The 11,579-nt window shown below is 72.8% G+C and carries 8 protein-coding genes; 4 read left to right on the forward strand and 4 right to left on the reverse strand.

Going from position 1 to position 11,579, the window contains the following annotated elements; genetic code table 11:
* Window positions 1-42: 42 nt before the first annotated feature.
* Together ACFWZ5_RS41095 and ppc are read right to left on the reverse strand one after the other, a co-directional pair.
* Window positions 43-3,294, reverse strand: coding sequence for an LPXTG cell wall anchor domain-containing protein (locus ACFWZ5_RS41095; RefSeq protein WP_384803218.1), 3,252 nt, complete (start codon window positions 3,292-3,294; stop codon window positions 43-45).
* Between the two features lie 139 nt (window positions 3,295-3,433).
* Window positions 3,434-6,187: a phosphoenolpyruvate carboxylase gene (gene ppc / locus ACFWZ5_RS41100; protein WP_384803221.1), complete on the reverse strand. Its 2,754-nt coding sequence runs from the start codon at window positions 6,185-6,187 to the stop codon at window positions 3,434-3,436.
* A 312-nt stretch (window positions 6,188-6,499) separates the two neighbouring features.
* On the opposite strand from ppc, the gene ACFWZ5_RS41105 reads away from it, so the two are divergent.
* Window positions 6,500-7,513, forward strand: a complete 1,014-nt coding sequence (locus ACFWZ5_RS41105) for an acyl-CoA desaturase (protein ID WP_384803224.1) — start codon at window positions 6,500-6,502, stop codon at window positions 7,511-7,513.
* Entirely contained in the window at window positions 7,510-8,229 is a 720-nt protein-coding gene (locus ACFWZ5_RS41110) for a TetR/AcrR family transcriptional regulator (protein WP_384803227.1), read from the forward strand. The genes ACFWZ5_RS41105 and ACFWZ5_RS41110 overlap by 4 nt, the downstream gene beginning before the upstream one ends.
* A gap of 374 nt (window positions 8,230-8,603) precedes the next feature.
* Here the strand turns inward: ACFWZ5_RS41110 and ACFWZ5_RS41115 are convergent, their stop codons facing one another.
* A complete protein-coding gene (locus tag ACFWZ5_RS41115) occupies window positions 8,604-9,446 on the reverse strand; it encodes a trans-aconitate 2-methyltransferase (RefSeq protein WP_384803230.1) in 843 nt (280 codons plus the stop codon).
* Between the two features lie 151 nt (window positions 9,447-9,597).
* Between ACFWZ5_RS41115 and tamR the strand changes: the two genes are divergently transcribed.
* Entirely contained in the window at window positions 9,598-10,095 is a 498-nt protein-coding gene (gene tamR, locus ACFWZ5_RS41120) for a MarR family transcriptional regulator TamR (RefSeq protein ID WP_384803233.1), read from the forward strand.
* Here the strand turns inward: tamR and ACFWZ5_RS41125 are convergent.
* The gene (locus ACFWZ5_RS41125) at window positions 10,054-10,833 is read right to left on the reverse strand and encodes a LuxR C-terminal-related transcriptional regulator (RefSeq protein ID WP_384803236.1); all 780 of its coding nucleotides are present in this window, start codon (window positions 10,831-10,833) and stop codon (window positions 10,054-10,056) included. The genes tamR and ACFWZ5_RS41125 overlap by 42 nt on opposite strands.
* A gap of 234 nt (window positions 10,834-11,067) precedes the next feature.
* Between ACFWZ5_RS41125 and ACFWZ5_RS41130 the strand changes: the two genes are divergently transcribed.
* The gene (locus ACFWZ5_RS41130; RefSeq protein WP_384803239.1) at window positions 11,068-11,523 is read left to right on the forward strand and encodes a GNAT family N-acetyltransferase; all 456 of its coding nucleotides are present in this window, start codon (window positions 11,068-11,070) and stop codon (window positions 11,521-11,523) included.
* Window positions 11,524-11,579: the final 56 nt, after the last annotated feature.

Raw genomic sequence — 11,579 nt, forward strand, 5'->3', positions numbered from 1 at the left:
GTGTACGCGTACACCGCCCCCCCTCACCCGTACCTCACGACCTCACAGGTGGTCGTACATGTCCCGCTCGCGTCGTCGGCGCGCGACCGCCGCGAACAGGGCGCCCGCCGCGAGCAGCGCCGCGGCGATCCCCGAGGCCAGCCAGGCGCCCGACGACCCGGTGTCCGGCAGCGACGGCGGCCCGGTCGGCGACCCGGACGTGGGCGGCGGCGTCGGCTCGGTCGGCGTCGGGGGCTCGGTGGGCTCCGACGGCGAAGGCGACGGGGACGGGGGTTCGGTCGGCTCCGACGGGGAGGGCGAAGGCGACGGAGACTCCGACGGGGACGGTGACGGGGAGGGCGAGGGGGATTCAGACGGCGAGGGGGACGGGGAGGGCGACTCCGACGGCGAAGGCGACGGCGAGGGAGACGGGGACTCCGAGGGGGACGGAGACGGGGACGGAGACGGCGAGGGGGACGGCGAAGGTGAAGGCGAGGGAGACGGCGACTCGGACGGCGAAGGCGACGGGGACGGAGACGGCGACTCGGACGGGGATGGGGACGGAGACGGCGAGGGCGACTCCGAAGGCGAGGGCGAAGGCGACGGGGACGGCGACGGAGACGGGGACTCCGACGGCGAAGGTGAGGGCGACGGGGACGGCGTCGGCGGCAGCACCAGTTCGTCCACCACCCACGGCGCCTCCGTCGCGAGCAGCCGCCGCGTCGTGCCGTCGGGCTGGCGCCGGTCACCGGCGATGGCGATCTTGTTCCAGGTGCGCTCGCCGCCCTCGAACGGCTCGCCGCCCGGGGTGCGTTCGGGCACGTCCATGGTCCAGCGCAGCGTGTACCGCTCCCCCGCCGAGAACACATGGTCGCCGAAGTCGAAGCGGATCGAGCGGATCCGGCTCCAGTCGGTGACCTGGTCGGCGGGCACGAACGACGGGTCGGGCTCGCCGTCGCACTGGAAGGGGGCGCTGCTGTCGGGGGTGTTGTCCATCTCGGGGCGGCACGGGTCGGCCTCCTCCGAGTAGGTGATCGTCACGGGCGCCGAGCCCGCGTCGATCGGCCCGGTGAGCGTCGGCCGCCACTCGCTGGTGACGTCGTCCCCGTACCGCCCGCTGGTGACGCCGGTGGTGTCGGGGGCGGGCAGCAGGTCGTAGGCGACGACGTTGGTGAGGGCGGTGTTGCCCATGTTGCCGAGGACCGTGCGGTACTCGACGGTGCCGCCGACGGTCGACTGGCCGACCTCGTCCTCCTTGCCGGGCACCTCCGCGGAGCCCTTGAACGCGTCGTCCTTGTCGCCCTTGACCTCCTTGGTGACGAACAGGGCGGAGGACTCGGCGATGGCGAAGTCGTCGGTGGCCTCGGCGACGTTCTCGCTGGTGTTGCCGTCGCCGTCGATGTCGTGGCGGTCGGTGGTGCGGGTGTTGATGGGCCGCTCGGCGTCGTAGAGGCCCGCGCGGTTGCCCGCGTAGTCGGCGTCGCCCGGGGAGCCGCCGTAGGTGCCGCTGGCGACGCCCGGCTCGACGGTCGTGCGGAAGGTGTAGACGCAGGCGGAGTCGTCGGCGGGGATCTCGGCGCCGGGTTCGGCGGTGAGCTCGACGCGGGTGCGGCCGCCGGGGATCTCGGGGCCTTCGGTGACCGTCTCGGCGAAGCGGTCGCCCGCGGGGCAGTAGTCGGGCTGGTCGTCGGCGAGGGTCCAGGAGCCCTTCACGTACGAGAGCTGGCGCGGCACCAGGTCCACGAAGCGCGGGCGCAGCGGCGAGGAGCCGGTGCGGTAGCGGTCGTTGGTGAGGGTCACGGTCCAGGTGTGGCTGCCGCCGGGGCCGACCGGGGCCGGGTCGGTGGACTTGGCGAGGTCGGGCTGGGACACCTCGGGCTCGATGTGGAAGCTCGTGCAGGACTCCTCGTCGGCGGTGCCGCTGCTGCCGGTGAGGCCCAGCTGCGCGCAGTTGTCGATGTCGCCGCTGCCGCCGGGGATCTCGGAGCCGTCGGCGCGGCCGGAGATCTGGACGACGAGGTTGGTGCCTGCGGCGAGGCCCGGCACATTGACGCGTACGGAGACGAGGTCGCCGAGGCCGCTGAGGTCGATGGTCTGCCCGGACGGGGTGATCGTCTCGGTGCTGCCGTCGCGCCGGGTCACGACCACCGACCAGTCGCCGCCGTACGTCCCGCCGGACGGCGTGGACAGGCTCAGCGTCTGGGGGTCGAACCCGTTGGGCAGGGCGTCGGTGACGCGGGCGTCGGCGGCGTCCGTGCCGGTGTTGCCGAAGCGCAGCACGTACGACACGCGCTGGCCGTCGGCGGCGAGCGGCGGGTCGACGGACTTGTCGAGGGTGCCGGACACCTCGCCGCCGCCGGTGCCGACGACGGTGTCGGCCGTGTCCGTCTTGGTGATCTTGTCGGTCCCGGGCCCGTAGGGGTCGCCGGTGATGGACGCGGTGTCGGTGAGCGTGGTGCCGTCGGCGACGCTGTCGCGCACCTTCACGCGGATCTCGTGCACGACGCCGTACGGATAGCTCTTCACCTGCGCCAACTGGTCGCCGGGCCGGTCGGGTTCGGTGTCGACGGGCCAGGTGATGGTGCGGGTCGCCGGGTCGTAGGTGTAGCCCGCGGGGGTGGCGTCGACGAGGTCGACGCCTTCGGGGAGCACGTCGGTGAGGACGGCGTTCTCCAGGGCGAGATTGCCGCGCGGGCGGTTGGAGTTGCGCGGGTCGTTGGTGGCGGTGACCTTGTACGTGATGGTCTCGCCGGGCCGGGCGCGGGAGGGGCCCTCCTTGCGGATGGCCGGGTTGGGCTCGGCGGTCACCTCGACTTCGGCGTCGTCGGCGCTCGGGGTGCCGTCGCCGTTGGAGGCGGTCGCGGACATCTCCGCCTTCTGCGGGCCCGGCGGCGTCCAGTAGTCCTCGGTGGGCCAGCTGACGGTGAGCTGGGAGCTCTGGCCGCTGGCGATGGAGCTGTAGGTGACGGTCACGGTGCCGTCGTCGTTCGCGGTGACGCTCTCGACGCCCGGCGGATACGGCTGCGACACCACGCCCTTGCCGGAGGCGCCCGGCGGCGGCGTGAAGGTGACGGTCACGTCCTGGCAGTCGCCGGGGATCGAGCACTGGATGAACCCGTTGTACGTGACGTGGTCGCCCGCCGGCACCGGCGAGGTGCCGGGGTCGAGCCGGACGCTCATGCGCGGGTCGGCGCGGGCCGCGCTGTCGTAGGGCACGAGGGCGAGCGCCGCGAGGGCGGCGACGAGCACGGCGACCGCGACGCCGAGGGCGCGACGGTACCGGTGGGCGATGGGGACCACAGCACTTCCGACCACGAGGGGACGAGGACGCGTCAACTGTGGGCCGCAGAGCCCCGCACAGACCCTCACGACAGGGCGATAAGCAGCTTTTTCACCCGAAAGGCCCCGCACCTCCTGGTGCGGGGCCTTTCGGGCCGTTGCGGGCGGCTCTTCGTCAGCCGGTGTTCCTCAGGCCCGCCGCCACGCCGTTCACCGTGAGCAGCAGGGCGCGCGCGAGGAGCGGGTCGGGCTCCCCGTCGGCGGACCTCTGCCGCTTGAGCAGGGCGACCTGGAGGTACGAGATCGGGTCCAGGTAGGCGTCACGGATGGCGAACGTCTGCTGGAGCGCCGGCTGGGCGTCGAGCAGCCGGTCCTCGCCGGTGACCTTCAGGACCTCCGCGACGGTCAGCGCGTGCTCGGCCTCGATGGCGTCGAACACGTGCTTGAGCTCGTCGGGGACGAGCGTGTCGACGTAGTGGCGGGCGATGCGCAGATCCGTCTTGGCCAGCGTCATCTCGACGTTGGAGATGAAGTTCCGGAAGAAGTGCCAGTGCTCGTGCATCTCGTCGAGGACGGTGTCGAGCCCGGCCTCGCGCAGCGCCTTGAGGCCGGAGCCCACGCCGAACCAGCCGGGCACGATCTGCCGCGACTGCGTCCAGCCGAACACCCACGGGATGGCGCGCAGCCCGTCGAGGGAGACGCCCGAGCCGGGCCGGCGCGAGGGGCGCGAGCCGAGGTGCAGGTCGGCGAGCTGGTCGACGGGGGTCGAGGCGAGGAAGTACGGCGGCAGGTCCGGGTCCTCGACGAGCTTGCGGTACGCGGAGTGCGCGGCGTCGGAGACGACGTCCATGGCGGCGTCCCAGCGGGCCAGGGCCTCGTCGGACTGGCGCGGCGCGGTGTGCAGGGCGGAGGCCTGCAGCGTCGCGGCCACCGTCAGCTCCAGGTTCTCCCGGGCCAGGGACGGCACGAGGTACTTGTCGGAGATGACCTCGCCCTGCTCGGTGACCTTGATCTCGCCCTCCAGGGTGCCCCAGGGCTGGGCGAGGATCGCGTCGTGCGAGGGGCCGCCGCCGCGGCCGACGGTGCCGCCGCGGCCGTGGAAGAGGCGCAGCCGCACCCCGTACCGGTGGGCGACGTCACGAAGCCGCCGCTGCGCCCGGTGGATCTCCCACTGCGAGGTCGTGATGCCGCCGAACTTCGACGAGTCCGAGTAGCCCAGCATGACCTCCTGCACGTCGCCGCGCAGGGCGACCAGGCGGCGGTACGAGGGGTCGGCGAGCATGCCGTCGAGGATGACGTCGGCGGCGCGCAGCTCGTCCGTGGTCTCCAGGAGCGGCACGATGCCGATCTTCGCCCAGCCCGCGTGCAGGTCGATCAGGCCCGCCTCGCGGGCGAGGACGGCGGCGGCGAACACGTCGTCGGCGCCCTGGCACATGGAGATGATGTACGACTCGATGACCTCGGGCCCGAAGACGGCGAGGGCCTTCTTGACGGTCTCGAAGACGCCGAGGGTCTTCTGCCCGGCGGCGTCCAGGGGCGCCGGGCTCGGCGCGAGCGGGCGACGGGACCGCAGCTCCTTGGCGAGCAGCTTCTGCCGGTACTCGCGCGGCATGTCCGCGTACCGCCAGGACTCCTCGCCGAGCCGGTCGAAGAGCTGGCCGAGCGCGTGGTGGTGGGCGTCCGCGTGCTCGCGCACGTCCATGGTGGCGAGCTGGAGGCCGAACGCGGCGAGCGTGCGGATGGTGCGGTTCATCCGGCCGTCGGCGAACAGGGCGCCCTTGTGGGCGCGCAGCGACGTCTGGATCAGCGTGAGGTCGTGCAGGAGCTCCGCGGTGCCCAGGTAGTCGCGGCCCGGCTCGTGCGCGGTGCCCTTGGCCAGGCGCTGCTTGGTGTTCTCCAGCTTCTGCCGGATGCAGGTGGCCTTGAGGCGGTAGGGCTCCTCGGCGTTGAGGCGCTTGTAGCGGGGGCTGATCTCGGGCAGTCGCTCCAGGTCGCCCTGGAGGGAGGCGAGGAGTTCCTCGGTGGCGCCGGTGTAGCGGATGGAGTTGGACAGGAAGCCGCGGAGCTCGTCGATCAGCTCCAGGGCGTCGTTGATGCCGTGCTCGTGCTGGAGGATCAGGACGTCCCAGGTGACGTCGGGCGTCACGTTCGGGTTGCCGTCGCGGTCGCCGCCGATCCAGGTGCCGAAGGTCAGCGGCCGGGAGCCCTCGGGCAGCTGGACGCCGACGCGCTCCAGCTCGGCGGTGAGGTCCTCGAGCACGTCGCCGACGGCGCCGGCGTGCAGCTCGTCCAGGTAGTAGATGGCGTTGCGGGCCTCGTCGGCGGGCTCGGGGCGGACGACCCGCAGCTCGTCGGTCTGCCACACCAGGTCGATGTTCTCGGCGAGGCGGACGTCGTGGCGGCGCCGGTCGGACTCGATGACCGGGGTCTCCAGGAGGGCGGCGACGCGGCGCAGCTTGTTCAGGACGGAGCGGCGGGCGGCCTCCGTCGGGTGGGCGGTGAAGACGGGGCGCACGTTCAGGTGCTCCACGGTCTGGCGCAGGTGCTCGGGGTCGGCGTCCTTGAGCCGGTCCGCGGTGCGGGCGAGCAGCCCGCCCTCGGCGGCGCGCTTGGCGCGCAGCTCACGGCCGCGGTGCACCTGCTCGGTGACGTTCGCGAGGTGGAAGTACGTGGAGAAGGCGCGCACCAGCTTGGCGGCGGTCTCCAGCTCCGTGCCGCCGAGCAGCCTGGCGGCGGCCTCGCCGTCCTCGCGGGTCAGGCGGCGGACCTTCTCGACGAGGTCGAGGAGCTCGGGGCCCTCCTGGCGTACGAGGGTCTCGCCGAGGAGGTCGCCGAGGCGGCGGATGTCGGCGCGCAGCTCGCTGTTCGCGGTGGCCGTCGCGGTGCGGGCGTCGGCCTTCGGGGCGGTCTGGTCGTCGGCACTGCTCACAGGTGCGGCTCCTTGCGGTGAATCCCGGCCCTTCGGGGCGTCGGGAGACGGGGTGGGCACGTCTGGGAGGGGTCCCGGCCGGTGAACCGGGGGAGATAACAGAGCGGACCGCGCTGTCCGACCGATCCAAGGATAGGTGTCGATGCGATCCAGCCGTTTCGCGGCCTCTTGCCGCGGCACCACGCGCTGCAATACTTACGTGGCCGTAGGTTACGGTCCCGTAGGCCCCGTATACGTGGGCCGCTCCGCGGGCACTCGCCCTCCCGGCACCTGGCACGTGCCGTCACCCTCGACCCCCCAGGGGAACGCCCAATGACCACAAGCCCCGATGTCATCGAAGGATCCCAGGGGGCGCCTGACGGCGCCCCGCTCCCGTCCGCGACGCTGGGCGGCGAGCAGAAGCGGTCCCTCGAGCAGATCACGCTCCTCCTCTTCATCACCGTCCCGTTCCTGGCCCTCGTCGCGGCGGTGCCGCTGGCCTGGGGCTGGGGCGTGAGCTGGCTCGACCTCGGCCTGCTCGTCCTCATGTACTACGTGGGCTGCCACGGCATCACGATCGGCTTCCACCGCTACTTCACGCACGGCTCGTTCAAGGCGAAGCGCCCGCTGCGGATCGCGCTGGCGGTCATGGGCTCCCTCGCCGTGGAGGGCCCCCTCGTCCGCTGGGTCGCCGACCACCGCAAGCACCACAAGTTCTCGGACGCCGAGGGCGACCCGCACTCGCCGTGGCGGTACGGCGAGACCGTGCCCGCGCTGATGAAGGGCCTGTGGTGGGCGCACGTCGGCTGGATGTTCGACGAGGAGCAGACCCCGCAGGACAAGTACGCGCCCGACCTGATCAAGGACCCGGCGATCCGCGCCGTCTCGCGCCAGTTCATCCTGTGGACGATCGTCTCGCTCGCGCTGCCGCCGGTGGTGGGCGGCCTGGTCACCATGTCCTGGTGGGGCGCCTTCACCGCGTTCTTCTGGGGCTCACTCGTCCGTGTGGCGCTCCTGCACCACGTCACGTGGTCCATCAACTCCATCTGCCACGCGGTCGGCAAGCGCCCCTTCAAGTCCCGTGACCGCTCCGGGAACGTGTGGTGGCTCGCCGTGCTGTCCTGCGGCGAGTCCTGGCACAACCTGCACCACGCCGACCCGACGTCCGCGCGCCACGGTGTGATGCGCGGCCAGATCGACTCGTCGGCGCGCATCATCCGCTGGTTCGAACAGCTCGGCTGGGCGTACGACGTGCGCTGGCCGTCGAAGTCCCGCATCGACGCGCGGCGCAAGGCGGCGGACCCGGTCGACGCCCCCGGCAAGCGGCAGGCCGCAGACGCGGCATGATGGAACACGTGGCGACCGACTCCAGTACCCCGAGCACGACGGGCTCCTCGCGGCCCGAGCCGAGCCCGAAGAAATCGAACAACGACAAGCCCCGGCGTACCCGCCGGACCCGGATGACCGGCGCGGAGCGCCGCGAGCAGCTGCTGGACATCGGCCGCACCCTGTTTGCCGCCAAGGGCTTCGAAGGCACGTCGGTCGAGGAGATCGCGGCGAAGGCGGGCGTCTCCAAGCCGGTCGTGTACGAGCACTTCGGCGGCAAGGAGGGTCTGTACGCGGTCGTGGTGGACCGCGAGATGCGCCAGCTCCTCGGGATGGTGACGGGGTCCCTCACGGCCGGGCACCCGCGTGAGCTCTGCGAGCAGGCCGCCTTCGCCCTCCTCGACTACATCGAGGAGTACACGGACGGCTTCCGCATCCTGGTCCGCGACTCCCCCATCCCGCAGTCGACGGGCTCCTTCGCGTCGCTGATCTCCGACATCGCGACGCAGGTCGAGGACATCCTCGGCCAGGAGTTCAAGACCCGGGGCTTCGACCCGAAGCTGGCCCCCCTGTACGCCCAGGCCCTGGTCGGCAGCGTCGCCCTCACCGGCCAGTGGTGGCTGGACGTCCGCAAGCCGAAGAAGGCCGAGGTGGCGGCGCACCTGGTCAACCTGGCGTGGCACGGTCTTGACGGCCTGGAGCCGAAGCCGCGCCTGATAGGCCACCGCAAGTCCTGACACCGGCACCTCTCCCACCCGCCCGCCCGTTTCCAGTCCCACGCCGGGTGGACGCCCCTAGTGGGGGTGACCCGCCGTCGGCGGCGCATGGGGTGGGCGGGCGGGGAAATTCCCGCCGCGAAGCGGCGGGCCGGGGGCGCATCCGACCCGGTGCGGTCGTGGGCAAGTGCCACCCGGTGGGGGTGCCGCTGGTTCGTTTCCCACCCGCCCGCCCGTTTCCACCCTCCCAGGGGGTGGACGCCCCCCGTGGGGGCCAGCCGCCGTCGGCGGGTGCGGACGCCATCGACTGGCGGCTCAGGAGCCCGGTGCCGCCCGGAGCCGGGGTTCGCTGGCGGGTGGGGTCGCCAGTTGGACGTGGTCCAGGGCCGTCAGCATCACGCCTCCGGCTTGCGGGCCACCGCGAACAGGCGGTGGAAGGGGAAGACGGTGCCGTAGGACCGCGGCGGATACGCCTCGCGCAGCAGCTCGGCGTACTCGGCGAGGAAGGCGTCCGTCGCCGTCGGGTCGTCCGCGAGCGCGGTGAGGACGGGGCGCAGGCCGGTGCCCTTGACCCAGTCGAGGACCGGGTCGGGGCCCTGGAGGACCTGGAGGTAGGTCGTCTCCCAGACGTCGGCGTCGCAGCCGAGGCCCCGCAGCAGGTCCAGGTACGCGGCAGGCGCGAGCACCGCGTCCGTGTGCCGCAGCCGCCCCGCGAGGCGGTCCCGCCAGCGCGGCGCGGCCGCGAGCTCGCGCATCAGGGCGTGGCTGGGCGCGCCGAAGTTGGCGGGGACCTGGAAGGCGAAGGTGCCGCCGGGCGCGAGGGCCCCGGTCCAGGCGGCGAAGGAGTCGGCGTGCCCCGGCACCCACTGGAAGGTGGCGTTGGAGAGGATCAGGTCGTACGTCTCCGCGGGCGCCCACGCGGTGAGGTCCGCCGGGGCGAAGTCGACGTGGCCGCCGCCGGGCGTGGGGCCCGCGTGGGCCGCGGCCCGCGCCAGCATCTCGGGCGAGTTGTCGTACCCGGTGATGCGCGCGGACGGCCAGCGCTCGGCGATCAGGGCCGTGGAGTTGCCGGGCCCGCAGCCGAGGTCGGCGACGCGCGGGGCCCGCCCGCCGGCGGGCGCGGACACATGGGCGAGCAGGTCGGTGAGGGCGCGATTGCGGTGCCCGGCGTGGCGCAGGTACTGGTTCGGGTCCCAGGTGGGCGACGCGGGCGCGGACGGTGAGGCGTGGGACGGCATGAGGGTGCTCCTCTGCGACTCTGCGACGTACGGAGTACGGGGCGTACCAGGCGTACGGACACGGCGTACCGGTCGGTCGCCGCCATCCTGACCCCATGACTATCTTGACGTCAAGAGACTTCATGTCGAGGAACCCCCTACACTGATCGCCATGGAGGACGAGGTCGACCGGCTGGTCGCTGCATGGCGTCGGGAGCGCCCTGACCTCGACGTGGAACCGCTCGAGGTGCTGAGCCGCGTGAGCAGGCTGGCGCGCCACCTCGACAGGGCACGTCGACTGGCGTTCTCCGAGCACGAGCTCGAACCCTGGGAGTTCGACGTCCTGACGTCGCTCAGACGCGCGGGCGCGCCCTATCAACTGTCACCGGGCCAGCTCCTCACCCAGACCCTCGTCACGTCCGGCACGATGACGAACCGCATCGACAGGCTCACCAAGAAGGGCCTGGTGGAGCGCCTGCCGGACCCGAGCGACCGCCGCGGCGTCCTGGTGCGCCTGACGGACGAGGGCCGGGACCGCGCCGACCAGGCCCTCGCGGGCCTGCTCGAACAGGAGCGGGCCATCCTCGGCGAGCTGTCCCGCGCCCAGCGCGGGGAACTGGCCGCGCTGCTACGCCAGTTGACCGCCCCGTTCGACAACGTCCCCGGCTAGGTCCACCGGGCCGACGCCGGCCCTGCGGGCGAGGGCGACGGCGGCGAGCGTGGAGTGCACGCCGAGCTTGCCGAGCACGTTCTGCATATGGGTCCGGACGGTGTGCGGGGACAGGAACAGCCGCTCCGCGACGGCCTTGCGGCCGAGCCCGGCCACCATGCAGCGCAGCACTTCCCGCTCGCGCGGCGTCAGCGACTCCACGAGCCGCTCGGACTCCGTACGGTGCTTGCGCGCCGCCGTCAGCTCCCTGAGCACGCCAGTGAGCAGCGCGGGCGGCAGGTGCGTCTCGTCGCGGAGCACGCCGCGGATCACCGTGAGCAGCCGGGAGAGCGAGCAGTCCTTCGCCACCCAGCCAGACGCCCCGGCCTGCAGCGCGAGCGCCGCGCGCCGCGGGTCGTCCTTCTCGGCGAGCACCACCGTCCGCACGGCGGGCTGCGCCGAACGGACGCCCGCCACCAGGGAGATGCCGTCCACGAGCCCGTCGGCCTGCCCGTCCTGCACCGGCACTGCCGGGCGGGCCGCGCCCTGCAGCGCGGGTGCGGAGCTGCCCAGGTCGGCGTCGACGAGCAGCACGTCGTATCTGCGGCCCTCGGCCGCCGCCCGGTCCAGGCAGCGCAGCGCGGCGGGGCCGCTGCCCGCCGCGGACACGTCCACGTCCGGCTCGGCCGCGAGCGCGGCCGCGAGTGACTCGGCGAAGATGCGATGGTCGTCGACGACCAGGACTCGGATTCGAACCACGGAAACCCCCACAGGCTGGAGGACGGTAGACCGGCGCGGATACGGCGCCCGGCACAAGGGCCGCCGCAGCCCGCACGGCCGCCGCCGTGCCCTGACTGCCACCCCCACGCCGGGCGTCGTACCCGACTGTCTCGCCCCCTGAACGGCACCGGCCCCCACCGGCGCTGTCCTTCAGAGTACGGACGGGGGCCCGGAGCGGAAGTGGATTTGCAGAACTGATTGTCCGGCGCGTTTATGGTGGGCCGTATGTTTCGTATTGAGACAGGAGTCGACAAAGAACGGCTTCGTCTGCTTCGGACGCGGTTGCGGGCCGCCAACACGGCGGCCTCGCCGGTCCTGCGGGCCCTCCGCGACACCTCCGCCGAGCGGGAAGTCCCCCTGGGCGTCTGGGCGTTGGGGGACGACGGGGCTCTGGCCGGGGGCCTCGCGGGGCATACGTGGGCGGGGTGGCTGCATGTGAATCTGCTCTGGGTCGCGGAGGGGGCGCGGGGAGCTGGGCTCGGGGGGAGGTTGCTGGGCGAGGCGGAGCGGGTGGCCCGGGAGGAGCGAGGGTGTCGCAACTCCCGCCTGGAGACGTGGGACTTCCAGGCGCCCGGGTTCTACCGGAAGCGCGGGTACGAGGTGGTGTGCGTGATTCCGGACTATCCGGAGGGGGCTACGGAGTACACGCTGACGAAGCGACTTGGCTGATCCCTCGCGGGGCGCCCCAGACCCGCCCCTTCCCGAACTGGGGCTCCGCCCCAGAC

It is taken from the genome of Streptomyces sp. NPDC059003 (genome assembly GCF_042740445.1).
In the GTDB taxonomy this organism is placed as follows: Bacteria; Actinomycetota; Actinomycetes; order Streptomycetales; family Streptomycetaceae; genus Streptomyces.

Bases quoted from the DNA above. Each gene is read 5' to 3' on its own strand.
- ACFWZ5_RS41130 (WP_384803239.1), top strand. From the start codon at position 11,068: ATGGTGGGCCGTATGTTTCGTATTGAGACAGGAGTCGACAAAGAACGG.
- tamR (WP_384803233.1), top strand. From the start codon at position 9,598: ATGGAGGACGAGGTCGACCGGCTGGTCGCTGCATGGCGTCGGGAGCGC.
- ACFWZ5_RS41110 (WP_384803227.1), top strand. From the start codon at position 7,510: ATGATGGAACACGTGGCGACCGACTCCAGTACCCCGAGCACGACGGGC.
- ACFWZ5_RS41115 (WP_384803230.1), bottom strand. From the start codon at position 9,446: ATGCCGTCCCACGCCTCACCGTCCGCGCCCGCGTCGCCCACCTGGGAC.
- ACFWZ5_RS41105 (WP_384803224.1), top strand. From the start codon at position 6,500: ATGACCACAAGCCCCGATGTCATCGAAGGATCCCAGGGGGCGCCTGAC.